Genomic DNA, 25,877 nt, shown 5'->3' with positions numbered 1-25,877 from the left:
TCACTCCTCTATTTTTTCAATAATCACATTATGATTTGTATAAACACATATATCAGCAGCTATCTTCATAGCCTTTTTCGCAATTTCCTCTATTGATATTCCTTTAATGTCAATTAAAGCTCTTGCTGCAGATAGAGCAAAATTTCCCCCAGAGCCAATAGCTGCGATTCCATCTTCAGGTTCAAGAACATCACCTGTTCCCGTAATTACTAATGAAATAGATTTATCTGCAACAATCATCATAGCCTCTAATTTTCTTAGATATTTATCCATTCTCCAGTCTTTTGCAAGTTCAACACATGCCCTCATTAATTGCCCTGGGTGCTTGTCAAGTTTAGATTCTAGTCTTTCAAAGAGAGTAAATGCATCGGCTGTTGCTCCAGCAAAACCGGCAATTACAGAATCACCAGAAAGACGCCTAACTTTTTTTGCTCCGGATTTTATAACAGTGTGGCCCAGTGAAACCTGTCCATCACCTATTACCACTACGCTTTCACCCTTTCTAATTGATAATATAGTAGTGCCATACATTTTACTGTTGTCGTGTTGAATCATTTTTCTATCACTTTAAATAAGAATCTCATTATACTTTAATCTTTAGTCAAATTTACTAAATATGTTCAACTATAGCTTATAATATAATACCTTCCTTATAACATTTAAAGTGCAGATGCAAAACATAATTCACCCAGATTTGGAAAAAAGTATAAATAATTGGTTCGAAGCAAAATTTAATGGCCTTACATCGCCATTTTATAGCTCTATAGATCTTAGAAACTCCAGCTACAAAATTGCCCCAGTGGACGCTAATTTATTTCCTGCAGGATTCAATAACTTAAGTGAAGAATCAAGAACAATGGCAGCAAGATTGATAAAAAGCTACTTTAAAAGACACCAATACAAAAAGGTTCTTATAATACCGGAAAATTATACACGCAATAAAATGTATATAGAAAACGTATTTGTTATAGAGAAAGTACTGCAACTCGCAGGTTTTGAAACTAGAATTGGCCTTTTACATAATGAAGTATACAATTTAATAGAACAGTATGAAACTGTTGTGAAAGAAAACTCTCTGCTAAAGACAACTTCAGGATTTGTGCCTGATGTTATTATACTGAACCGTGATATGACGAGCCACATTCCAGACACGCTGAAAGACGTAAAGCAAGATATAGTACCAAGCCCACTATACGGTTGGCATAGCAGGCAGAAATTTAAGTATTTTGAAATCTATCAAGAATTAGCATCTGAGTTTTGTGGCGAATTTAAAATAGACCCATGGCTAATTTCTGTGCTTACAGAGAGCTGTGATGGAGTTGATTTTGATGATGATTTGTCACTAGGAGCAGTAGCAACTAAAGTTGACCAAATATTATCTCTAGTGCAAAAAAAATATGAGGAATATGAAATAAAAACACAACCTTACGTTTTTATCAAAGCAAGCAATGGCACATATGGGATGGGCATTATAACAGCAACAAGTGGAGAGGAAATATTAAACCTCAATAAAAAAAAGCGTCATAAAATGAAAAAGATAAAAGAAGGAATAGCAATCAATAGCGTTATTATACAAGAAGGTGTACCAACCATTGACATGTTTAAAAGCAGTTCTGCAGAACCGCTAATATACTATATAGGAGATACTCCAACATGTTACTTATACCGATGTAATAGCAGAAAAGATGTATATTCTAGCTTGAATGCCACTGACTGTGAGTTTCATGATGTTAGCCAGGTTGTGGAAGGTAAAATTCTGTCACTTTGGAGTATTGTTAGCAAATTAGCAGTACTAGCGTTGGCAGTAGAAATAAAATCTTTTCACCTCTAACCCTTACATTCCCACAGCGTTACCATCGGGCAGATCATTACCATCATTACCGTGCTGAATATGGTTATGGCCAGCACTATCAAGTTCAGTGGAAGGATCATCATTGACAGGTTGTTGAAACAATTTGTCAAGCTGAACTGCCAGAAATACTGCACTATATATTATGCTAACTGTTACGCTTAAGTTGAAATTATAGATTATACCATTACCTAAGTTTATTGGTATGGTTGCAGTCTCCATTCTTTTTAATATGAAGTTTAACAAACCTAATGACAAAGTTAATGTGCTGATAATAAGGTCCTTCTTACACTCAGCAGACTTTTCAGGATCCTTATTATCTAGGTATTTTCTCCATGAATAATAGTAGCTTATAGGTTCCGAAATAAACAGAAATAGGATCGTTGATGTTAAGTGAATGTGACTTATTACGTCTGCATTACTCCTAGTAAAAAAATGGATGACTTTCAACATCATCAATGCTTCTATGATGCTGCTTGCAAGATTAGCCGATTTACCCACAATTTTTGCCAGCTCTTTTTTACTCTCAGGGTTTCTGTAATCCTTAATTAGATCCTGTAGAGTAAATGCAGAATGGGCAATGTATAGAATAGATGTCGGAAACTTTACTAGTCGAGCAACATTCCGTATAAGAAAGATATTGGATCTATTATTGTCAATGAACTCGCAGCAAAATTGCAGTGAAATCTTACACAATAGGGCTGTTAAACCTGTTGTGATGCAGATTACCTTCCTGAAATCATGATCATAAATATCATGCACCTTTTGTGCGAGTATGTTAGATTTCTTTTTTAGCTTCTTTGACATGAAATAGTTAATAACTTTCTGTTATTCTATCACATAAAATCCTAAAAGAAAAGCCCTATGAATCAGAACTTTAAGGGAGATTTATGCATAAATCAGCCAAGCATTTAATAAACAAAGAATCGGCACTGAGAGTTGGCACACGAAAGTAATATCCATCCTTGATAATTGCTTTATATTCTACATCAAGTTCAACTAGAGTTTCTGAATGCTCAGAAACAAAAGATATAGGTGATAGAACTACAGGTACACCATCAATTTTTGCGCGTAATAGCTCACTTTCAGTGCTTGGCTCTAGCCAGTTTACAGGACCAATCTTACTCTGATAACATATTGACCAATCTAAGTTATTAATAGCTAACTTTTCTACTATTAACTCTACGCTTCTTTCTACCTGTGAAGCGTAAGGGTCGCCTTTTTTAATAATACTAAGAGGTAAGCTATGGGCTGAAAATAGAACTCTTGGTTTACCGATTTTGCTAGCCAATTTATAGTACTTAGCTATCAGATTAGCGTGAGCTTCAATAAAATCTTGGTTATCATAATAACGGTAAATCATTTTTGTATTGCATTTTAGGCCATACCGTTTAGCATTTTTTTGCCAATTCTCGATGGATGACAGAGTTGTGGTAGTTGAATATTGTGGATACAGTGGCAGCAGAATCACTTCATCAGGATCAAACTGTTTTACACTTTCAATAACTTCGTCAGCAAATGGACGCCAATAGCGCATGCAGATGAATACCTTGTGTACATGGTTTCTATTTTCGTTTAATTTTAGTTCTAAAGCATTAGCTTGCATTTTTGTATTCTCTAGAATTGGCGATTTACCTCCAATTTCCTCGTATATTTTTCGTGCAGTATTTTCTCGTTTCGCAGATATAAACTTTGCTAAAAGAAACCGAAAGGGATTCGGTAGATTGATTATTCTCCTGTCATAAAAAAGGTTGAATAAAAAAGGACGGACCGCATTTAGTGAATCAGGCCCGCCAAGATTAAATAAGATAACTGCCTTTTTCACCTACGCACTACTACAACAAGTTACTTCTGGGATGCCTATAAAATTAGCTACACACTCATCAAATTTAGTTATAGGCACTAAATTTCTTACACTGGCATACAATAAGTGGCCTGATCTCTTCAGGTTACTCTTGATGGATGTGAAGTTCCAATCGAAAAATGTATCGACAAAAAGACTTGGTACCGTTTCAAGAAGTTCAACAGCAGCTAAAGATAGCATTATACAACTTTGCAGGACATTCAGAAGAACCTTGAGGGGAAAAAGTAAAACTTTAACGAAAAGAGAGGTGCTACTTGTTTCATCCAGTAGTCGCCCTGAGTTAGGCGAATTATACTCGGTGTGTTTTCTATTTTGATCAAAGATAGGAAATTTTATAGTATCTTTCTTAAATTCCGCGTCTATTTCTTTTCTACTATGGTTAGTGATTTTTTCCATTAACTTCTCACGCAGATGAAAAGTTCTGACAATAAAACATGTGGCAATCATTAAGGCAGCACATAAAAGTGCGCATTGCATGAGGCTCATACTGCCTAGCATAGCTGGCAGTGCAAAACAAACAAGCGGTGCTATGATTGTCATTTCAAGAAATGGAATAGTGTTTCTTTTCATTGCAAAAGCAGCACCTTTTTTTAATTCTGTATTATGATGTAAGCTATATTCCAAAAAGCTTAAAAATGCCAAATTAAAAGTCAAAAATCCTTTTGTTCCACAAAAAATTGATGACTTAAGATTATTTGCTAGTTTTTTACGACAGTAACCCATACAATACCTCCTTGATGGTTTATTCTTAACTATAAATAAAAAACTGCTTTTATCAAATCAAAATTTACAATAAAATAAATCTATAAATATACTATTTTATATAAGGAAATAATATGGCAATTGAGAGAACACTTTCGATATTAAAACCTGATGCAGTAAAAAATAATATTACAGGCAAGATAAATTCATACATTGAAAGCTCTGGGCTCAAAATTATAGCACAAAAAATGATGTTACTGACAAAAAAACAAGCAGAGCTGTTTTATGAAATTCATAAAGATAGGTCTTTTTTTGGGGAATTGGTAGAGTTTATGACTTCTGGTCCTGTGATAGTTCAAGTTTTAGTTGGTGAAAATGCAGTAAGTAAATACAGACAAATCATGGGAGCTACCGATCCAAAGCAGGCAGATAAAGGTACAATCAGGGGTGATTTTGCTGATGACATTAGTGAAAATAGAGTTCACGGCTCAGATAGTCTAGAAAATGCTCGTAAGGAGATAGCTTTCTTTTTTGCTGAATGTGAGTTGGTGTAGTCAACTCAGATTGGCGTCATCCAAGTAGCTGACAACATAGAAACGAAAAAACTTCCTTGACAAACCTCGCCAGCCCCCTTATCATGAAACTGAAGCTATTTATTTATCTTCGCAATCTCTGCAGTGGATTAATGACAAAAAACTTAATGTATTTGGCGTAAATCATGCTTAATTTTTTGCACTATGTGCACCTCATGTCTTTATAAAACTTTTAGGTTTCTACCTATACAAGCCGAAACGCGCTTATAAAGCGTTTAAGACAGTAAAAGACGTCAAATAGACAAGGGAGAACTTGAATACTAGCTACTCTAGGGTTTCTTTGCCTTTTTTTCCGCTCAATAAATTTCTTAACGTTTATAATTTAGGTTGGTGCATTTAAAAGCAGCTAAATTGCTCTTAATCAAGCGTTTTAGAATAAAAAAAACGCCGATATTTTAGTACATAGTAAATAGCCAACCACCACGGGGCTTCTTTTGCCTTTTTTTTCATTTGGTAAATTTCTTAATATTTATAGCTAAAGTAATTTAAAAGTCCGTGAAGGGTGTCATGCCAGTGCTTGACACTGGCATCCAGTTTTCCATATAATCTCATCAAAAATGTTTATTTTCTAGCTACTTTTATACTTATCAACCCAGTATGCTTACTTACAATTAAAATTTTTGGATCCCAGTGTCTGGGCACTGGGATGACAGCTAGCCTGAAAACCGTCATCCCGCTACTTGTTAGCGGCCGAGATACCGCGAATGAATCGCGGTATGACGGTTCGTGGTGGTATGACGGTTAAGTAATTCGTCATCCCGCTACTTGTTAGCGGGATCTAGAGATACCGCGAATGAATCGCGGTATGACGTAGGACTGCTGTCATTCCAGTCTGGAATCTAGTTCTTATTGTACATTTACTTGGTAGAGTTAAATTTCCTGGATCCAAGTAGTCGGCTACTCGGATGACAGGAGAAGGTACTGCCGTCATAAAGGAACCAGTGTCAGCTACTTGGATGATACCTTTTTTCTACTTAGTTTGGGTTATGCAAGAAGTCTATTATAATCAGGCTTTAAGTGTGCGGAAGTAATTTTTTTCGTTAAAGTAAAAAATTTTTTCTATAGCTAATCAAAGTGGATCAAGAGAAACTTACCACTTTCTTTACAAAGGGTTTGATGTTACCATTTGACTGCCTATTCTGAATTTATTGAATGAACGTTAACATAAAGAATCTAGTTCATGCTTTCTCTAAATTGCCAAGTTTAGGGCCATCATCATCACGCAGGTTAGTTATACATTTACTCCAAAACAAAGAAAAAGTTATGCTACCACTTGCATCTTTGATTAAAGAGCTAGCAGATCTTATAATAGAGTGTGAAGTTTGCGGAAATCTAGATACTAAGTCACCTTGTTCTATTTGTACTAACCCAAAACGTGACACTAAGTTACTGTGTGTAGTAGAAGAATTGGGTGATCTATGGGCGTTTGAAAAAGGAAATATATATTCAGGTTTATACCATGTTTTGGGTGGCAGATTGTCTGCGATAAATGGCATAGGTCCAAAAGAACTCAACCTTGATACTATTCTGAAAAGAGTGACAGAGTCTAAAATTGAAGAGATAATTATCGCAATTAATCCGACATTAGAGGGTCAAGTTACTGCACAATATATAATTGAATTGCTAAAAAATTTGGATGTGAAAATATCACGTCTTGCTTGCGGCATACCAATGGGCGGAGAAATTGACTATCTTGATGAAGGAACGCTGAGGATAGCACTTACTTCAAGACAAGAATATGAGTTAAATATAAAATAAGACATGTGCTTAAAAAAACTTATATCGCTAATAACATTCAAAAAGAAAGAAATAGCGCCACCACTTAAAGTGGTGGCTTGGGAAAATGACCGTCTAAACTATAAGCAATTTTCAGGTAAATTTAACAATATAATTAAAACAATTGATCAGTCTTTTACAATAATATCTTTGGAAGGATATGATGGATGGGGCAAGACGTTTTTTTTGAAAGAATGGGTAAAAGAGTTAAAACAGCAAAATGAAATTGCAGCTTATTATAGTGCATGGGATATCAATGCATTGGACCAACCACTGCCTTCTTTTTTAAATTTCCTATTTGAAGATTTATTTGTATCGTATAAAGTAAAAAGAAGTGTTATACAACAGTTCAAGAACATAAACCAAGAGCTATTTTCTCTAAACACACTAGGAAAGCTGATCAGTAAATCTCCACTTGCTATGCTTTCAGTATTTCTTGATGCTGCAAAAGAGGCTGATAAAAAAGACATAGGTTTTGTCTTGAGTGAATTAAGTCTTCTCCAAAGAAGAAAAGAGAGTACTAGAGATTTTAAAACAAAGTTAGCGGATGTGGTTAATAAAATCAGAAAAGACAAAAACATTTATATAATGGTGGATAATCTTGATGTGTGCCGTCCTAAATTCGTTGTCGATTTTTTGGAATCTATAAAGTATATGCTTGATGTGGAGGGGCTGGTTTTCATTATTCCTGTAAGTAAAGATAAGAGTAATGTACAAAGAGCAATCAGCACAATACTTGGACCAAATTTTGACCTAAAATCTTTTACTGATCTCTCTTTACATTTGCCAAAACAACCGATAGAAAAATTTACAAAAGAACTATTTGAAAATATTAAATTACCGAAAAAATCAAAAAGTTTAATTATAGATAACTTTATATTTTATGCAGAAAGCCTCTCATTGTCATTGAAGGAAATACAATACTGCGTAAAAAAAATAAAACTATGTCTCCTGAATTACACAAAGGAAGAGTTACCTGATACGAATTTGTTTTCATTTTTGGTAATACTACAATCGGTAGATATTGACGCATATGAGGAACTAGATTCCTCATGTCAAAGAGCATTGGAAAAAATTGAAAATGAATATAAATCTTTAATTTTAACCCACATAAATGGCCAAGAGGAATGGGAAAAACTTAAAACCTCTCTAGAAACTGCCTTTGCAGAGAAGGAGTCAAAAATTAACAAAGCTATAAAGGATATACTATTTTGAAAAGATACCCTACCTTTGCATATACAAGGATAGGGTAACATTTGATTAACGCCCTTTTACTATGTCATTACCTTGTTCAAACTTTCTGATTAATTCTCTTACATTAACATTAGATAATTTTTTGCCTGCAGATTTGTCATTATGTGAAGCATCAGGTTTACGAAGGTCTTCCTTACTGTTACTCCTAGTAATATTACATCTGACAATATTTGAATTATTAGACTTATCGCTTATATCTGAAATACTACTTTTTTCACTGCATGAAGACGAGTTGCTTGACATATTGTCTAAACTAAAACGCTTTTTACCTTGATAGATTGGATTCCAATCAAGTGGATTATAAGCTTTAGCTTTTTTATCAAGAGTGCTGCTACTAACATCACTGATACCACTATCCCCTGAATCACGGCGTTGTTTGTTAGGAGTGCTATGAATATTGTCTTCCATGAGTTTTCGCATTATTGGGCCAAATGTTCTTCCAAGATTGCTACTCACTGTTTTGTTACTATCATTTGCTTGGAAATGAGATGCATTTTGCTCAAAAATTGCTTTTATTCCAGCAAATCTAGCCTGGGGAGATTTCGGAGGAACAGGTGGGGCAACCATGCCTTTTGAGTTTTCATTTTTAGGAAAAATTTTTGAATTATTTTTTTCTACTGTAGTATTCATTTTTTTACCTCTAAGCCTATTAACTAATAAAAGTATAAACTTAGAGGTATTAATTTTGTAATAACAATGCTAATAGATTACCGAAGTTTCAATAAGCATCACCAGAGGATTCTCTATATAATGCTTAAAAGCATTTAAAAACTTTGCTCCGAGTGCCCCATCAACTGCTCTATGGTCAACAGAGAGCGTTACTGTCATTATTTCTGCTATTTCTATTTTCTCATTCATAACAATTGGTTGTTTTTTAGATGCACCAACTGCCATAATGCAAGATTGCGGCGGATTGATTATAGCACTGAAGGCTTTTATACCAAACATCCCTAAGTTGGAGATAGTAAACCCTCCTCCTTGAAACTCTTCAGGTTTCAATTTTCCAGATCTTGCTCTGCTTACTAAATCTTTCACTTCTTTTGATATAGATAAAATACTCTTTTTATCAGCATTTTTTACTATAGGAGTAATTAGCCCATCTTCAAGTGCCACAGCGATTGAAATATCTATATTTGAATATCTCAGTATTTTATTATCTATCCACGAAGAATTTATATCAGGAAATTTTTTCATGCTGAAAGCTGCAGCTTTTATGATTAGATCATTAATTGTTACTTTATTGTTTTCATCTGCTGAGTTAATCTCGTTTTTTAACGATATTAACTTATCAACCTGGCAGTCTACAGTTAAATAAAAATGTGGAACATTCTGTTTTGATTCAGTCAGGCGCTGTGCTATCACTTGGCGCATGTTGCTTACTTCAACTATGGTATCTTTCTCAGGACTTTCAGTATGTATACCACTGCCTAAAAACTCCAACACATCAGCCTTAATTATGCGACCATATGGTCCTGTACCTTTTAATTGCTGCACATTAACCCCTTCATTTTGAGCTATTTTCTTAGCTAAAGGGCTTATCTTTGTTCTACCTTCTGTTCCTTCCTCTTTTCTAGATCCCAGTGTCAAGCACTGGGATGACATTGGAGGATTGGATGACATTGGAGGGTTGGATGATATTGAAGAGTTGGATGGCACTGAGGGATTGGTTTCAACTTCTTTCTTAGCTTCAATATTGGTGGCAGAAGCTGAAACATAGTTATCGAGTGCACTTTCACCTTCTCCTTCTTCCAGCATTAAAGCTATTGGTTGATTTACAGGCACGCCACTTGTTCCTTCTGTTACTAAAATTTTTGCTATGACTCCTTCATCCACAGATTCAAACTCCATTATGGCTTTATCAGTCTCTATCTCAGCAATTACGTCGCCTACTTCAACTTTATCTTGTTCTTTTTTATGCCACTTTACAATTTTTCCTCCAGTTTTGCTCATTGTCGGTGAAAGAGCAGGCATTAATATTTCTATAGACATTGATTTTGCATTTAAAGATCTATTCAATTTTTAATTTACTCTTTATCTTATGTCAACCTAATCGTGAATTATGATGAATAAGTCTGTTACACTACCCCTCACGTCATCCCAGTGCGTGACACTGGGATCTTGGTTCAGTACTATTATCCTATTGTTTTTATTATTTAGCCATAGCTTGTTTGCTAATAACTTTGTTTCAACAAAATCAAATAAGATCAACATGAGAACGGGGCCAGGGTTTCACTATCCTGTAAAATGGATATACACTTGCAAAAATCTGCCCCTGAAAGTGATAGAAGAGTTTGAGAGTTGGAAAAAGGTCTGTGATATACATGAAGACTGCGGATGGATAAAAGGCAATCTTCTTAGTGATAAGCGCTACGCGATTGTAAAAGAAGATACTTATGGATATCAAAAACAGAGTGTAGACAGCAAGATTACTATGAAAATAGACAAGTTTGTTGTGATGAAGATAGAAAAATGCAACGAAGAATGGTGCTTTCTTTCCACCCCAAAACGCAAAGCATGGGTACAAAAAAAACATATATATGGGGTTGATTAGGTTGACAAAAGATCTGAATTAACACTAGTTTCTGGGCCTTCTGTAGCATGCTCTTCAGATGAAGCAGAGGGTTCTTGAGGCTCTGGAGACTGTACAGGGCTATCACAGAAACTCCTTAACATCTCCTCAGCGGATAAATCTAAAATTTGTACAATAGACTTTTCACTCTGCTCTTTTAGCGATTGATCCATTCTAGAAATCAACTCAGAAAACTCGCTACCTGATTTTTCAGCTTCATTTTTTATTTTACTTTCTATGCTTGCAATATTGCCTTGTTCAATTTCTTCTTTTGTTATGTTGAACGAATTTGCAGCATCTTGATATCCAATCTTGCAATTTCCACAACCAATTATGCAAAAAGCAATAGAATTAGATATTTCGCTTGCAGCCCACTTATGTATAGCGTAAGCCAAATAATTGTCATGGTATTTAATGCTAAATTGTTGTTCTATTAGCTCAGAAATTTTATTCTTTAGAGACATAAAGTACCCTCCTTACATTCGTTATACCTTTTTGTTAAGATACACCATTTACTACATGCTTTACTTTAATTAATTATTAAAACAAGAGCATCATTTCCAGAGCTATATCTTTTTACCCTAACAATTTTTTTTTGAGTTTCTCTATAATTATCTCAATTGTATTCGTGTCAAAATTACCCGTCAAAAAATCCCTAACCTTCCCGAGATCATGTCGATTTTTCATAATTCCTTCAGTAATATCATTGATTATGTTTTTGTCAAATCCCTTTATAATAGGCGTTATCTTCACATACCCTGCAGAGCCTTTACCATAAATTCCTTTGCTTTCATCAATGCAACCACCTGCACCAGGTTTATTGCTTCTCAAACCACTTTTACACTCTATTATTTCATACTTGATTTTACCATTTTCTATATATGCTATTCTATTATCTTCAGTAGACCCCGATTCATTTGTTGTCCTGATTCTTTTTTCTAACTCTAAACTCTCTCCATGAATTACTGTTTCCTTATAACTCTTACCACCGTATACTCTATGCTTACCTCCACCTGCAATGGTGATTAATTCCCTGCAACTCTGTCTGTCTAAACTACACATTTTTATAAACATAGGTCCTCCGTCCTTATCTGAGGAGTGCTGTTCCTGGTTACCTCCTCCCTCTGTACCTTTCACCGTAATTACAGGATAATGAGGATCAACTTTCAGTTTAGCTTTAATATAATCCCCTGGTATTCCTGCTCTACTTTCAGTGGAACATGTAAGAGGTTTGCAGTTAATAGGTGTATCTTTTATATGACCTGCTTCACCACTTCCCCATACTTCTATTTCAACATGGCCAGTTATCTCCATATCAGAATCTCCACTTCCAAAACCATAGGATTCTTCGCTCTTTTTTTCAAATTCTTGTTCCTGATTTTCCAGTTGTTCCTTGATTATCTCTTTTAATTTCTCTTTGAGACCTTCTAAATCGAACCTACACAATTTATCAGCGTAAAAAACCTCTGTTCTGTTTGCTTTAATCAGTTGATCTTTTAATTGTGTACACTTTCGTACTTCATTTTTTTCATCTCTTAATACTTTACCATCCTTATCTTTACAATCCACTTCCTCATACCTTAAGTAGAATGGCTTATCATCTTCATTTTTATTCAAATATTGTTTTGAACGGCTACACTTTCCATCAAAGCAGATGCAACCATCATCACCTTGCTCACATCCTTCTTTATGCTCTACATCCGTCAATTTGTATACTACTTTCAGTCCTTCACCAGATTTTAATTTTTCGTCTATTTTGCTATCTTTCTTCACACAATAACTGCATTCTCCCTTCTTCTGCTCATTTTCATCAGGGAAGAAAACATACTCTTGCTTATTAAATATTATTTTATCCAACCTTTCTTGAGTTTCTTTCAAAGGGTAAACTATTTCCTTGCTTGGAAGATAATAGAACTGATTTGATTCCTTGGAGTAAACAGCATTGTATTTAGTATATCTTGTTCCCATTAATTTTAGTGGTATTATTTTATTTTCTCTTTCAAGAACAAACTCCTCTGGTTCTGGCTGCCATCCAGAAAGACAAAGCATTTTACTGTTAGAATTTCCTTTATACTTTACTTCTATTTCTGGTTGTCCTAAGTTGTTCAATTTGCACTTATTCCCCTGAAACTCTTTACATTCCGTTTCAATATCAGGAACATAGCCATATTCTTTCAGAACTTTAAATTGTTGCGGATTACTTTCTAATATACCTTCTATAATATTATCAATGTAACTTTTTGTGTTACTACTGTCAGTCGTTTTTGCTACTATTGCTGGTTTTACTACTTTTAAAGATAGAAGGCCGATGTTCTTAGTAGAATTAGTGATAACATTGAAAGTACAGACACCATTGCTGTAGACTCCATGTGCTCTATAAGTACAAGTGCTCTCGCTCATCTTCATTTTTATTTCTAGCGTGTTTTCATTTGCTACCTTCACTATCTCAGGCTCTGGAGCAGGTGGTGCCGGGAAACAGCGGACGAACTGTGGATTTTTTTTGTCTATACTTTGAGTTCCATGGTATTCAGCGCAGAGCTGGCCCTTTTTTCTATAGGTTTTGAAGTAATAGCGAGTATCCTTATCTGTAACAGTATATGAGTGATTTGGAATGTTCTCATTATTTGAAACAACGTGTGGAAAACCTAACTCTTTTCTTTCCTCCAGTCCGCTAATTATCACCCCAACTCTTGGATCGAAGTAATCATTGTCTTTATCTGTTATAGGAACAATTCTAACTTGTGGAGGTGACATCGCAAGTTGCTCACAGAATGGAGGAGGGCCAGGTGCAAGTGGTACAGGAGCACATTTTACTGCCGTTTGGTAGCAGGTGTCACAAGCTTTATCCATATCTCCAGGACGAAAAATATTTGCTCCCGAAAACACTTTAGCACCCCACGAAGAAATTCCTGACATACAAGCCCCTTTTTGACTGCAGGCACATATCTTAGGAGAGTTAGCGAATCTTCTTTTTTCCTCATCAGTCACATCATCTGCCCACTCCCATCCAAGACCTTTCGCAATTCCTTCTTTGATTTTTTCACTGTTATCTGTCTTAATTGTTCCATCAGCTAACATTCTATTTCCTTCCCAATCAATGAAAGCTGCAGCAGAAACACCCCCACCTGTACTTTGTGTTCCATATATTTGGCGGCAGGATTCCCCACTTTGCAAGTCATAGCAGTAACTTTTTCCATCATAAGCACATACTCTAATTTTAGGATTAAAATAGCCAACCACTCCTTGATCTTTTATTGCTTTTACCTTAATTTCTTTTACCCAATTGCCACCAGCTATTGCCTCCCACCAAGTATTACTTTCTACAAATGTTGGACAATCAGCATATCCTTGGTACGAAAGACCAAATATCAATAAGAATATCAATAAGAAATTAAGCTTTACATTTCTCATAAAATACCGGTAACCACTCATTAACTTCTTCTCCTTTTTCTTTTATTGCCTCATACATATACTTTATAGTCTCTTTGTTAGCTGAAAGTACATGTATTTCTTGCATATCCTTCAAATCCAGATTTAAGGTTACTAATCCTTTGTACTGTTTTATCAAAAATAAACCTTCTTGTGTTGGCGTCTGCAGAATTATATTCAGCTCCTCTTTCGATAGAGAAAATGCTTTCATGTATAATCTATTTGCATTGACGTTCGGCATCAAGATTCTTGTATCAACATGTTTATCTAAATATTGAGTAAATTTGCTAGCAAATGCGAGATTTAAATTTTCAGTACTTAGGATTACTACAACATTTAGTTCTGTCATTCTTTGCATCCAGTTATCAAACTCTTTCTCTGTAGGAAAAATATTACTTATCTCCCATGCTTCATCCAAAACAAGTATTGCAGGCGAGCCATCACATTTTGCCTCAAAAGAATATAAAAAATAGTAAAGTATCACGGACATACATTCCTTTTTTTTTGTAAGGTTTGCGGTGTTGAGAGATATAATTTTTGTTTCCCAGTCAATATCTGATTCATCACCATCTTGAAATAAGTAAGCAAAGTCACCATCGTCACACCATCTACTTATCTTACCCCCAAGGAGCAAGAGCACCTCAGAAATTTGTGAAATAGAACGTGATTCCTTGGGTATAGCAAATATAGAATCCACAATTTTTCTTATCTTTTCTTCTACGTCCACCAAGCTCGTATCGGCTACCATTCTTCTGATCAGTTCAACCAACATATTGCGATTGGAAGCACTATCTTCAATGTTTAGTGGATTAAATTTTAGGCTTTTGTCCTTATATTTTGGATCGATTATGTAATATTTACCACTCACTGCTTTAGTAAAAATTATTGATTTTCCAGTGTTATCCAATATGACAATTCTTGGGTTAAACTTTCTTGATTCTGATAATAGAAAATTAATGAGTGAAGTTCTGCCTGAATTTGGAGCTCCGAGTATCGTAGTATGGCCATTATTTCTTTTTCCATGAAAATTAAAGAAGTAAGGATTTCCTTTTTTTGAGAAAAAAATCATTACCGCTTCTTTCCACCTTCTTCCTTTTAATGTACCTGACGTAAAATCGTGCAGCATAGCAAAGCTGCAAGCGTATTTTGTTAAGATATTTTTCGGTTGCGTAATAAAAGCAAAATTGCCTGGAAGTTGTGCCCAAAAATGACTTTCCATATGTAAATCAGTTCTAAACATCATGAAGCCAATCAATGACATTATAGAAGATAAATCACTAATACTTTCAGCTAACTTATTCCTATCATCTGCAAATATTGTAAAAATAATTTTCTGTTGGCAGAAGTCTATACTAGAGGTCTTTTCAAGCTCTATTATTTCTTCAATTCCTGAGCTTTTAAGTAAGGTATTATCCTCACTAATTTGCAGCATGTTGATTTGTTTTTTAAATTCTTTTATTGCTTTATTATTACTAGTAAATATCATTATTTCTGTAATGATAAATTCAGATTCAAGCTGCAAGCATCTATCTATATTACCTAAAGAGATTTCCCGGTATTCTTTTATGCTGAAAATAGAGCCAAATTTCTGTTGATTTTCAAATATTGTTTGAAACGTATTGAAACCAAAAGCTATTTTAAAATTTCTAATATATTGCGACAGGTCCCTTTCATGTATTGGATAATCTTTGTGCGTTAATGTAACAATATAGTGGAGAAATTCTATCATTTCAGAATATATTTTACCTTCACTAAACCTTAGACCCAGTTTTTTAGCTCCAAAAGGTTCTAAATCATTTTGAATTAAGTCAGTTATCTTTTGCAACTCCTGATGGCTTTCTTGTAAAGACAACTTATGCTTATTCTTTATTCTATTGAAAAAAAACGAATTATTAGTATGCTTGCCAAAATCGCTAAACAATATTACAATGTATAGTTCATTTATATACTGTAATTTACTATCAGTTAGTTTATTAAACCACGTTGAATGTAGGTTGTCAGAGAAGTCCTCAGTTTTATTCCATTTCAAGCTCAGTTTATTGCGCTTTCTAACGGTATGAATCCAAACGGTAAAATACAGGCTATTAATATTTTTTGATATGCTTTTTCTAATTTCAGTTCTGAGGTCGCTGTAGTTATCAACAGAAGAATAATCTTCTAACTTGATTATTTTTAACAATTCTCCCTGTTTTGTTAGTAAGGTTTCTTCATCGTAGTGACAAGCATAAGGAATAAAATCTAAATCGATGCTTTCTAGTAATGCTAAGTTGTTCTTTTTTTCAAGCTTATGGTTAATTGCTGGTACTTTTAGCTGCATATGCGTATTCAATAAAGATAATTAAAAAAGATAAAAATACTATCTTAATTTTTATCTTTTTTTTCGCTATCGGATTGTAATTTTATATCTTTTGTAAAGTTAAATTTTTCTTTTAAGTAATCTGTTGCTTTTTCTGTGCTACCAAACATTATGACTAACACACCAAACATTATCATAAAAAAGATCAGACCTCTAAACACTATTGCAAGTATCACCGCAGCTATACACAACCCTATGATTGTTGAAGGACTCATATTTTCTACAGTATCTTTAATTGAAAATGAAGAAATAAAATTTTTTACCGTTTCTTGTATACCCTTTAATTCATCACTCGCCGAACTTGCTTCGCTAGAATATGATGCAAAAATGAAACTTAATAAGGCTATAAAAACCAAAACTTTATTCAATTGAATGCGCATCAACTAAACACCTTTTAAACATTCCTCAAATATAACAACTTTTATATCAATAAGCAAGAACTGAATTCACTTATCCACTACAAGTAACACATATTTAATTTTTACCGCTGCGAACATGCTGTAAGCTCTTATCATCAACAAGAGGACTCACATTAATGGATGTTAATTTACTTGATAGGAAGTTTGAATGCAATTCAGCTACTGCTGCTATAGCAAACACTGCAGCCATAGCAAGTAGTCCTGCTCCTATCAATCCTGATGTCATTGCTCCTGCAACAATGCACCCTATTGTGGAGAGAGCACAACCTGCTACAAGTGCAACGTGAAGATTTCTGTTATTGGGTTGTTTTTCAAGTGGAGTATCTTCACCCTTTTTCTTATTCAAAGGAAATTTCTGCACGATTGTAACGGCGTTTTTTCTGTCCCTTTTTTCTTCGGGTTGCATTGAATCTTTTGCCTGGCTGCCTGTCATCTGAGTAGTTTGACTATTTGGATCCATACTTTCTTTTTCTCTGGATCCCAGTGTCACGCACTGGGATGACACCTGTGGCTCTTCTTCTGCAGTCTGCTCTGGTTGCATTTGATTCCCAGTATCTTCTTTTTGTGGATCGTTATTTTCTCCAGCAGAGCTTAATATTGAGCTCATACTGCTCCTTCTACTACTTATTGGTGATTCTAAACTTTCTTCACTCGGTTTGCGTGAACTTACTCCACTATCTGAGCTACTAGCACATACTTCTTCTTTAGTTGGACTTTCTACATTATTTTCTGTCATCCCAGTGCTTGACACTGGGATCTCTTTTTTTATGGAATTAATAGGTTGTTCTTCTATTTTTGAATCTTTATTGCTGCTCCTTTTAATAATCCCTGAAATTATTTCTAATATTTTCCCTCTTCTTGTTGGTGATCTTTGTAATTGTTCTCTTTCATTGTTAGATACTGAAAGCTCGACCTCTAATTTCATTACTTCTGTTTCCAACACTGGAAGAAATTTTTTGGTGTAATAATTATAAGATTCTTCTTGCTCTTTCAGTGATTTTTCTAATTCAATTAATACATTAGGATTAGCCTCTTTCTTGAACAACTCTATGCATTTTTTGATAGTTCTATCTCCATTTTTTTTTGGGCTTTCATGATTATGTGTTTTTTTTGTTACCTTTTTGTATATAGTGTCGTGCAATTGTTGGTTAATATCTTTTTTAGAACTTAGCATAGACTCCTCCATACATAACAAAATGTATAGATACCTCTTTAGCGTTAATTTTACATTAAAACTGGGCAATTATGCCATATTATAAATAATTGCGGCAACTTGCTTATTGGAAGGTCGCTTAACTATTTGCTTTCTGGGCTTTCTACTTCTACAGATTTGCGTTCAATATGATTGTTTGCTTGTTGAACTAATATATCTATCACTTCTTTCACAGGCTTTTCCCTATCAACCATGCCAACACTTTGACCGGCCATTAAAGATCCTGTTTCAACATCTCCTTCAATCACTGCCCTTCTTAAAGCTCCAGCCCAGAACTTTTCTATTTCAAGCTGCCCATCTTCTTTTGAGATCTGTCCCTTTTGGTATTCATCAATAACTTCTTTTTGACGCTTCATGAAGTCATCGCTTGCTTTGTTGGCTATAGCTCTTACAGGAATTACAGGAAAATCAGCACTTATCTGTACAGAAGGTATTGCATTACGTGCGGCCGATTTAATAAACACTTCCTTAAAATTTTTGTGGGCAATTGACTCATTAGTGCAGACAAATAATGTACCTATTTGACAGCCACTTGCTCCCATTTCCAGGTAATTAACTATCATTTCACCTCTTCCTATTCCACCTGCAACAAACACTGGTATTTGTTCATTTTTAAAATGAGGCAATATCTCTTGTGCAAGAACAGAAGTACTAACTGGACCTATATGCCCACCTGCTTCCATTCCTTCTATTATTAATGCATCTACTCCCATTTTTACTAACCTTTTCGCAAGGCTTAATGCTGGTGCAAAGCACATAACTTTAATGCCTGCACCCTTGATTTTTTCTATATTAGGCTTTGTTGGCAGTCCACCGGCAAGCACTATATGGCTCACTTTCGTTTCAATACACACATCTATCAACTCACTCAACTTTGGGTGCATATTAATTAGGTTTACACCAAATGGCTTGTTAGTTAATTTTTGTGTCTCTATGATTTCTTTTTCCAGTAAGTCTGGGAACATTGCACCACATGCAATCACACCAAAACCACCAGCGTTTGAGATTGCTGAGACCAAGTTTCTCTCTGAAACCCAGCTCATAGCACCACCCATTATAGCAAACTCACTGCCAAGAAAATCTGTTCCTTTTTTCCAGAGGCTACTTAACATATAACCTATATCATACGTTTAAAAATGTTTTGTTTATCTATAAATGTGTGTTTTAAGGCGCCAAGTATATGTAAGATTATAAAGAGTACCATAAAATATGCAAGCATCGAATGTAGCTCGTTAGCCGTGTTAGCTAGATCTTTGTTTTGATTAATCAACAAAGGGATATGAAAAAAATATTTGATCTGTTTGCAAGAAGCAGAAGACATGACATAGCCAGATAGTGGCATTAGCACCATTAAAGAATATAAACCAAAGTGTACTGTTTTACTTGCATTGATTACAAACCGAGAAAAATTTGCTGGAAGTGGTGGAACATAAGTAAAGACGCGAAAAAATATGCGTACTATGATTAATCCAAGAATAGTGATACCGCAAGCCTTATGAATAGCGTATATGTTGAACTTAATTTCATTGCTAAGTGGTAAGCTTTTCATATAAAGTCCAGAGCAAAGCATACCGATAATAAAAACAGCAATCAACCAATGGATAACTCTTAAACCTAGGCTATATTTATCGTCTTCCATTTTGATTACCCTAAAGTAGCATTTATATAATAGAAAAACTATTTTTCAATCAAAATTATTAAAGCAATTTAGATTTACTGACAATGTAGCTATACAAATTCGACCCAGCCGGAAGTCAAGGGCACCTAAGCCATAGAAACGGATTAAACGAAAAACTTACTTGACAAACTCCGCCAGCCTCCTTATCATGGTACTGAAGGTATTCAGTTATCTTCATCTGTGCAGATTAAACAGCAAGAAAACAACGTAGTTGGCGTCTTATTTTTAATTTTTTGCACTATGTGCACCTTATGTCTTCACAACATTTCTGGGTTTTTACCTATATAAGCTGAAACGCGCTTATAAGTCGTTTAAGACAGTATAGTACGCCGATTTGCAGGATTAGAGAGTGACAATTAGCTAACACTGGGTTTCTTTTGCCTTTTTTTCTGCTTAGTAAATTTCTTAAACATTTGCAGCATAGGTTAGTTGCAATTAAAAGCAGCTAAATTGCAGCGTTTAAGACTTAAAAAACGCCAATACTGAAAATAGACAATGACTAGGGCTTCTTTTGCCTTTTTTTTCATTTGGTAAATTTCTTAATGTTTATAGCTAAAAGAGCCCAAGAGAGGTGTCATTCCAGTGCCCCTTGTCATTCCAGTGCTTGGCACTGGAATCCAGGAATTTTATTAAGTTGGTGAGCATAAAAATAGCTGTTTTACGTTAAAATACAATGTTTTGATGATTATGGAAAGGCTGGATTCCAGTGTCAAGCACTGGAATGACACCATAGGGGCACTGCCATCATAAAGGAACCAGTGTCAGCTACTTGAATGACATCATAGGGGCGCTGGGATGACACCCTGACAATCGTCATCCCGCTGCTTGTTAGCGGGATCTAGAGATACCGCGAATGAATCGTGGTATGACGGTTCGTGGTGGCATGACGATAAGGTTCCAGTGTCAAGTGTTTGGCATGCAAATTTCCTTAAACGTTCGTAAGCTTAAAACTTTACTTTAGATCAAACTGCTGTATAGTGACTTTATAGCTTCAATTTTGTAATGAATATACCTAGTATAGAAAATTGTGATCTTCACAATAAAGCCGTCTTACTTAGAGTTGACTTCAATGTTCCTATAAAAGATGGAGAAATTCGTGATGTCACTCGTATTTTGAGAGCATTGCCTACTATTCAGTATTTAGTAAATGCGAGTGCAAAGATTATTATTATATCGCATTTCGGACGCCCAAAGGCTAGAGACAATAATCTGTCGCTAAAAAATGTAATTGACACTTTATCGCAGTTACTAAATAAAAAAGTGAAATTCATTGATGATTGCGTTGGTGAAAAAGTGCAAAAAGCAGTGAGTGCTATGGATGCAGGAGATATAATATTACTAGAGAATCTAAGATTTTATAAAGAGGAAGAGCAAAGTGACTCAAATTTTGCCAAACAACTGGCATCTCTAGCGGATATATATGTAAATGATGCATTTTCTTGCTCTCACAGAGCTCACGCTTCTATTTCACGCATTACAGAATTTTTACCTTCTTACGCGGGATTTTGCTTGCAAGATGAGCTAAAGTATCTTGAAAAAGCTGTATCATTTAAAGCTAAACCTATTACTGCGATAGTTGGGGGAGCTAAAATATCAACTAAAATAAAAGTGCTTATGAAGCTAACAGAAAAGGTTGATTACCTAGTTCTAGGTGGTGCAATAGCCAATAATTTTTTGTCATTTAGCAAAGTAAATATAGGGAAATCTTTCTTTCAAAATGGTGTTGACGACCTTCTACATAATATTGTTGAAACAGCAAATAAAAACAATTGCAAAATAGTTGTGCCAGAAGACGTTCTGGTTGCAGTAAACTCTGATTACAGCACTAGTATTTCAAGAAGAACTGAGTCCATTTTGGACGGTGATATAATTTTGGATATCGGACCACAAACTTTGAGTACAATAAGCAGTATAATAGCAAGCAGTAAGACTCTGCTGTGGAATGGACCTATTGGTGTTTTTGAACATTCAGCTTTTGCAAGTGGTACAATAGGGGTAATGAAAATCGTAAGTGACTTAACGCACAAAGGAAAGTTAACCAGCATAATAGGGGGAGGTGATAGTCTATCTGCAATAAGCGCTGCAGGCTTTACCGATAAGGATTTTACATATGTTTCCACTGGTGGAGGAGCATTTTTAGATTGGTTAAGTGGTGATGAAATGCCGGGAGTTGCTGCTCTGCAAAAATGATTAGATTAAAACTTTTTTAAATTGTTTCTTGTAAGCTAGCTTTTTTGTGAACATGATTATGTCGAAGACAGTTAAACTAATTTTGTGTTTAATAATACCAATAATAGGATTTATTTTTTATATTAAGGATCATTATTTTCACACCGGCTATGTAGAAGAAAATGTTGAGGTCAATTTTGAACCATTTTTCAGTTCACAACCAGCCACCGTTTCCAGAATTAACTGACTTCGATAGAGGAGTGTTGAAAGTTTGTGGAGATTGGGGAGCGCATCCAGATAAAGAAGATTTCAAAATTTTACTTAGTTGTCCGCAGCATCAAGAAGTAGTGAAAGAAATATATGATGAGCTTGATCATCAAATTGTCACACCAGATGCGGATTTGGAGCTATTTAAAGATGAACTGGCTAACATTTGGTTTACAAATAGTGGAAGTGAAAAAGAAACTATAGGGTTTGGACATATTTTTTGTGGTGAGCCAAACGATAAACTAGGTGGTATGCATTTTGTAGGTAGATATGTTGAAGCTCAAGAGGATAAATGGGCAGGTGCCCTGCGCAATAAATCAGATATTAAGCCGCCAGTTTATACATTTGGAATGAAATATTTGGGCAAGGATGGAGAAGTAAAAGTTAAGTGTCCAAATGGATATGCATATAACCTTCATGCCGATAATTTCTGCAACTAAGGCGTTTAAGGAATTGGGAAAAGATGGAATGTGCCTGTATAAAATGGAGGATGACAATTATCAATCAGTGTTTGTAAGAAAGAATGATGCTATACTCACGTTCTATCCTGACTTAACACCAAAATGTGATGATAAGAGTACTTATTGTAGTTGCAGTAAGTCTTAATTTCAAAACCAATAGGGTGAACAAATGATAAAAATGCTATAGGGTGTAGCAAATCCAAATGAGTTAAAATTTTGATTAAAGGGTTTTGTGAGTAATAATGAAGAAGGGCATTATTCGTCTAATAAAAGCAATTCAATACTCTTGTGAAGGAATAAAATCAGCTTTTATATCAGAAATTGCGTTCAGACAGGAGTTGCTACTTTTTATAGTATGTGTCTCAATTTTGTTTGTTTTGGATGTAAGTAATCTAGAACGTGCAGTAATGATAAGCAGCCTATTCCTGGTGTTAATTGTGGAAATTGTTAACACTGCTTTTGAAACGACAATTGAGCGTATTTCCAGTGAACAACACATACTTTCAAAAAAGGTGAAAGATCTAGGTAGTGCAGCAGTTTTTCTTTCATTAATTAACTTCCTGATGACATGGATGATAATATTGACAGGTTAATACGAATGTTATTAAGATATGTTGTCAAACTCACCAATTAAAGTTTTTATATCTTGCGGTAAATCAGAGACAAATTCCATGTATTTATTACTTTTTGGGTGGTATAAGCCCAGTGTATAAGCATGTAGTGCTTGTCTATTGAAATTACGAATGAAACTAGAGTTTTTAGCATATTTTGTGCTTTTACTACTATTTTTTCCGTAAACTTGATCACCAACTATGGAATGTCCTATGTGGCTCATGTGGACTCGAATTTGGTGTGTTCTGCCTGTCTCTAGAACACATTTGACTAAGCTTACTTGTCCTATAATTTTCTGCACCAAATAGTGAGTGATTGCTAATTTCCCGGTTGTTTTTGTAACACACATCATTTCTTTATTACCACGCTTTGGAGCAATGTTAGTTTCTATAGTTCCCTGCTGGGAAGATAATGCTCCCCAAACTACTGCTAAATATTCTCGCTTTATTTTACGATTTGATAACAATTCAGACAAAAAACCATGGGCTTCTTCATTTTTTGCAATTACCATTAGCCCACTGGTATCTTTATCGAGTCTATGAACAATTCCTGGTCTTACATCAAGGTAAGCGATAACTGCGTTCAAAAGCGTATCATTGTTTGTCCCAGCACCTGGGTGCACTGTTAATCCACTTTGTTTACTCAGAACTATAATGTCCTCATCTTCATAGACGATATCAAGTTTTATGTCATAATTAGGCTCAATTGATGTGGATATGTCAGGTTGAACGAGATGTACTATATACTCTTCACCTGGTTTTACTATGTGATCATTATTAATTATCGGTATGCCAAGTAATTTCACCTGCTCATTTTGTATCAATCTTTGAGCTTTACTGCGTGATATGTTGCACTTTTCAGCTACGTAGATATCTAGCCTTAATTTCTCTTTATCATTATTAACACTTAAGGTTATTACTGAGTGATCTATAGTGATTTACCCCGCGCCATTTCCCATGCTGCTTGAACATTTGGGTCTGTAAACATTGTTGCGCTAGACTCAATTTGCAGATCACCTTGTTTTTTAATATGGCAAATTGTTTGAGAGCCATCTTTCCAGTGGATCGTAACTTTATTATCAAAATTTCGTAATGTTGCCTCAACCTTTTCTTCTTTATTATCTTTTTCTTCCAGCTTAATAGATTCTAATAAATAATATAGAAAGTCACTTGGTTTGCCGTTGATTTTTTCTTTCCATTCATCTGTTTTTTCTTGTTCAGATTTTTTTTGCTCTAACTTTTCCTTCTTTTGCTGCAGCTTATTTTGTTCTGCTTCCAGCTCTAACTTTCTAACTGTGTCACGTAGTTCTTTGACTTTATTTTCTAATACTAATAATTTATTAGTATTATTTCCATTGTTAGCTTCTAAATCAGGCGTACTTGGTTGAGCTTGCTTCTTTTTTATTTCTTCTAATTCATTCCTTACTACGTTTAATTGCTCCTTCAATTCCGTTTTTTCCTCTTCTGTATCCTCTTTTAACTTTTTTCGCATGCTAAGGAACTCGTTATTATTAGACTGCGTAGTTGATTGAAGCCAGCCTACAAAGCGGCTTGGTTCAAATCGTTCAATCTTATCTTCAGCAATTTTAATAGCATTCTCTAACCTAGAAAAAGTACCTTCAATATCTAGTGAATGTGCTTTTTTTGTCAATTCTTTAGTGTTGTTTAAAACTTCTGAAATTTCTGCATGTAGCCAATCTAAATCTTTTTTGATGTCTTCTCTGATTTTTTTTAGGTGATCAAGCGTTTCTTTAATGTTAATATTTGCAGGCTTTAAAAGACTATTATCAAGTAAATCGCAAGCTTTTTTAAGGTTACTGTCAAATGAGTTGCAAAACGGACTAAGCAGTTCTTTCATTAGAGATATTAGTTCATTTTCCTTTTTACTAAGCTTATTTTCTATTACTGATACAACCATGCCCTTTCCAGACCAGTATGGAAGTAGAAGACCTAAAGAACTGTGTTTTCTAATAGTATGATTTTCATGATCCACGCTATTACTTATTAGATTGCTAAGTGTTGATATGATGCATAAAAGAATAGCGACTAATAAAGCTATTAATATTATTGGAGCATTAATGGATTGTGATATTGCTGAAACTACTATAATAGCACCAAATACATATGATCCTGTAAGCAAGAGAATCCTATTTCTATTTTCTGCTTCTATATCTTCTAGTATTTTTCTCTGCGTCTTAGAAATTGGTAAAACTATTGAAAGCTTTTTCCCCTTTTTATCTAAATTTGTTACAATTTCAATTTTTTTAGCTTCTTGAGCAATCTGGCTGTACTGTTCATCAACTTGATAGTTTCCTATTTTTTTATCTATCTCATTCTCTTTTATTTTTTGTGTATTTATAAAGTTTATAACAGCAGTAAATAAGAGAACTGTAAGAGGAATAAAGGCAAGAGTTGCTGGCGTGAACGCAAACCCAGCAATACTTACTGTAACAGGCTGAATAGAAAAGGCAGTAAATGCTATAAGAATAGCAATGGTACTTGCTATCGATATAGTACCAGAATACTTTCTTATAGAGCTCAAAATTCTACTGGGCTGGTCAGAAAGTTTTCTAAATCCTAAAAAATCAAAATAGTCTTTGAAAGGATCTTGAGTGTCTGTAACCATAACATTTTTCTAGTTTAAACTTATTTAGGTATACATTAACC

At 34.7% G+C, this 25,877-nt stretch carries 22 protein-coding genes and 1 pseudogene; 8 read left to right on the top strand and 15 right to left on the bottom strand.

The window, feature by feature from the left end; all coding sequences use genetic code 11:
* A complete protein-coding gene (gene hslV / locus OPR49_RS01315; RefSeq protein ID WP_265027223.1) occupies positions 1–555 on the bottom strand; it encodes an ATP-dependent protease subunit HslV in 555 nt (184 codons plus the stop codon).
* 115 nt (positions 556–670) lie between these two features.
* On the opposite strand from hslV, the gene gshA reads away from it, so the two are divergent.
* The gene (gshA, locus tag OPR49_RS01310) at positions 671–1,831 is read left to right on the top strand and encodes a glutamate--cysteine ligase (protein WP_265027222.1); all 1,161 of its coding nucleotides are present in this window, start codon (positions 671–673) and stop codon (positions 1,829–1,831) included.
* A 3-nt stretch (positions 1,832–1,834) separates the two neighbouring features.
* Here gshA and OPR49_RS01305 read toward each other — a convergent pair whose 3' ends face one another.
* The 3 genes from OPR49_RS01305 to OPR49_RS01295 form a co-directional block, all read right to left on the bottom strand.
* The gene (locus tag OPR49_RS01305; protein WP_265027221.1) at positions 1,835–2,656 is read right to left on the bottom strand and encodes a hypothetical protein; all 822 of its coding nucleotides are present in this window, start codon (positions 2,654–2,656) and stop codon (positions 1,835–1,837) included.
* Between the two features lie 70 nt (positions 2,657–2,726).
* Positions 2,727–3,674, bottom strand: coding sequence for a ferrochelatase (hemH, locus tag OPR49_RS01300; RefSeq protein WP_265027220.1), 948 nt, complete (start codon positions 3,672–3,674; stop codon positions 2,727–2,729).
* Entirely contained in the window at positions 3,675–4,436 is a 762-nt protein-coding gene (locus tag OPR49_RS01295) for a hypothetical protein (RefSeq protein WP_265027219.1), read from the bottom strand.
* A 113-nt stretch (positions 4,437–4,549) separates the two neighbouring features.
* On the opposite strand from OPR49_RS01295, the gene ndk reads away from it, so the two are divergent.
* The 3 genes from ndk (at position 4,550) to OPR49_RS01280 (ending at position 7,999) form a co-directional block, all read left to right on the top strand.
* On the top strand, positions 4,550–4,969 hold the full coding sequence (ndk, locus tag OPR49_RS01290; RefSeq protein ID WP_265027218.1) for a nucleoside-diphosphate kinase: 420 nt from the start codon (positions 4,550–4,552) through the stop codon (positions 4,967–4,969).
* A gap of 1,191 nt (positions 4,970–6,160) precedes the next feature.
* Positions 6,161–6,766, top strand: coding sequence for a recombination mediator RecR (gene recR / locus OPR49_RS01285; RefSeq protein WP_010963080.1), 606 nt, complete (start codon positions 6,161–6,163; stop codon positions 6,764–6,766).
* Between the two features lie 3 nt (positions 6,767–6,769).
* Positions 6,770–7,999: a KAP family P-loop NTPase fold protein gene (locus OPR49_RS01280; protein ID WP_265027217.1), complete on the top strand. Its 1,230-nt coding sequence runs from the start codon at positions 6,770–6,772 to the stop codon at positions 7,997–7,999.
* A 45-nt stretch (positions 8,000–8,044) separates the two neighbouring features.
* On the opposite strand, the gene OPR49_RS01275 is transcribed toward OPR49_RS01280, so the two are convergent.
* Together OPR49_RS01275 and OPR49_RS01270 are read right to left on the bottom strand one after the other, a co-directional pair.
* The gene (locus OPR49_RS01275; protein WP_265027216.1) at positions 8,045–8,668 is read right to left on the bottom strand and encodes a hypothetical protein; all 624 of its coding nucleotides are present in this window, start codon (positions 8,666–8,668) and stop codon (positions 8,045–8,047) included.
* Positions 8,669–8,737: 69 nt separating this feature from the next.
* The gene (locus tag OPR49_RS01270) at positions 8,738–10,027 is read right to left on the bottom strand and encodes a pyruvate dehydrogenase complex dihydrolipoamide acetyltransferase (RefSeq protein WP_265027493.1); all 1,290 of its coding nucleotides are present in this window, start codon (positions 10,025–10,027) and stop codon (positions 8,738–8,740) included.
* Between the two features lie 70 nt (positions 10,028–10,097).
* Between OPR49_RS01270 and OPR49_RS01265 the strand changes: the two genes are divergently transcribed.
* Positions 10,098–10,589, top strand: coding sequence for an SH3 domain-containing protein (locus tag OPR49_RS01265; protein WP_265027215.1), 492 nt, complete (start codon positions 10,098–10,100; stop codon positions 10,587–10,589).
* On the opposite strand, the gene OPR49_RS01260 is transcribed toward OPR49_RS01265, so the two are convergent.
* From OPR49_RS01260 to OPR49_RS01230, 7 genes are all read right to left on the bottom strand, one after another.
* Positions 10,586–11,071 carry a WBM0748 family T4SS-associated protein gene (locus OPR49_RS01260; RefSeq protein WP_265027214.1) on the bottom strand — a complete coding sequence of 162 codons (486 nt, stop codon included), beginning with the start codon at positions 11,069–11,071 and terminating at the stop codon, positions 10,586–10,588. The genes OPR49_RS01265 and OPR49_RS01260 overlap by 4 nt on opposite strands.
* A 112-nt stretch (positions 11,072–11,183) precedes the next feature.
* The gene (locus OPR49_RS01255) at positions 11,184–14,039 is read right to left on the bottom strand and encodes a hypothetical protein (protein WP_406833422.1); all 2,856 of its coding nucleotides are present in this window, start codon (positions 14,037–14,039) and stop codon (positions 11,184–11,186) included.
* Positions 13,999–16,353: a VirB4 family type IV secretion/conjugal transfer ATPase gene (locus OPR49_RS01250; protein WP_265027212.1), complete on the bottom strand. Its 2,355-nt coding sequence runs from the start codon at positions 16,351–16,353 to the stop codon at positions 13,999–14,001. The genes OPR49_RS01255 and OPR49_RS01250 overlap by 41 nt, the downstream gene beginning before the upstream one ends.
* 44 nt (positions 16,354–16,397) lie before the next feature.
* The gene (locus tag OPR49_RS01245; protein WP_265027491.1) at positions 16,398–16,772 is read right to left on the bottom strand and encodes a hypothetical protein; all 375 of its coding nucleotides are present in this window, start codon (positions 16,770–16,772) and stop codon (positions 16,398–16,400) included.
* A gap of 94 nt (positions 16,773–16,866) precedes the next feature.
* On the bottom strand, positions 16,867–17,985 hold the full coding sequence (locus tag OPR49_RS01240; protein WP_265027211.1) for a hypothetical protein: 1,119 nt from the start codon (positions 17,983–17,985) through the stop codon (positions 16,867–16,869).
* Positions 17,986–18,107: 122 nt separating this feature from the next.
* Entirely contained in the window at positions 18,108–19,136 is a 1,029-nt protein-coding gene (locus OPR49_RS01235) for an NAD(P)H-dependent flavin oxidoreductase (RefSeq protein ID WP_265027210.1), read from the bottom strand.
* A 5-nt stretch (positions 19,137–19,141) separates the two neighbouring features.
* Positions 19,142–19,663: a cytochrome b gene (locus tag OPR49_RS01230; RefSeq protein ID WP_265027209.1), complete on the bottom strand. Its 522-nt coding sequence runs from the start codon at positions 19,661–19,663 to the stop codon at positions 19,142–19,144.
* Between the two features lie 1,041 nt (positions 19,664–20,704).
* Between OPR49_RS01230 and OPR49_RS01225 the strand changes: the two genes are divergently transcribed.
* From OPR49_RS01225 to OPR49_RS01210, 3 genes and pseudogenes are all read left to right on the top strand, one after another.
* The gene (locus OPR49_RS01225) at positions 20,705–21,892 is read left to right on the top strand and encodes a phosphoglycerate kinase (RefSeq protein WP_265027208.1); all 1,188 of its coding nucleotides are present in this window, start codon (positions 20,705–20,707) and stop codon (positions 21,890–21,892) included.
* Positions 21,893–21,950: 58 nt separating this feature from the next.
* Positions 21,951–22,744, top strand: a pseudogene (locus OPR49_RS07745) (EndoU domain-containing protein).
* 97 nt (positions 22,745–22,841) lie between these two features.
* Positions 22,842–23,192 (top strand): diacylglycerol kinase, encoded by a 351-nt coding sequence (locus OPR49_RS01210; RefSeq protein WP_064125199.1) that lies wholly within the window; start codon positions 22,842–22,844, stop codon positions 23,190–23,192.
* An 11-nt stretch (positions 23,193–23,203) separates the two neighbouring features.
* Here the strand turns inward: OPR49_RS01210 and OPR49_RS01205 are convergent, their stop codons facing one another.
* Positions 23,204–24,148, bottom strand: a complete 945-nt coding sequence (locus OPR49_RS01205; RefSeq protein WP_264339015.1) for an RluA family pseudouridine synthase — start codon at positions 24,146–24,148, stop codon at positions 23,204–23,206.
* Positions 24,139–25,836 (bottom strand): hypothetical protein, encoded by a 1,698-nt coding sequence (locus OPR49_RS01200; RefSeq protein WP_265027205.1) that lies wholly within the window; start codon positions 25,834–25,836, stop codon positions 24,139–24,141. The genes OPR49_RS01205 and OPR49_RS01200 overlap by 10 nt, the downstream gene beginning before the upstream one ends.
* Positions 25,837–25,877 lie beyond the last annotated feature (41 nt).

This window comes from Wolbachia endosymbiont (group A) of Bombylius major, from assembly GCF_947251895.1.
Classification (GTDB): domain Bacteria; phylum Pseudomonadota; class Alphaproteobacteria; order Rickettsiales; family Anaplasmataceae; genus Wolbachia; species Wolbachia pipientis.
The sequence above is the reverse complement of the archived record's forward strand: the minus strand, read 5'-3'. Positions and strand labels throughout refer to the sequence as shown.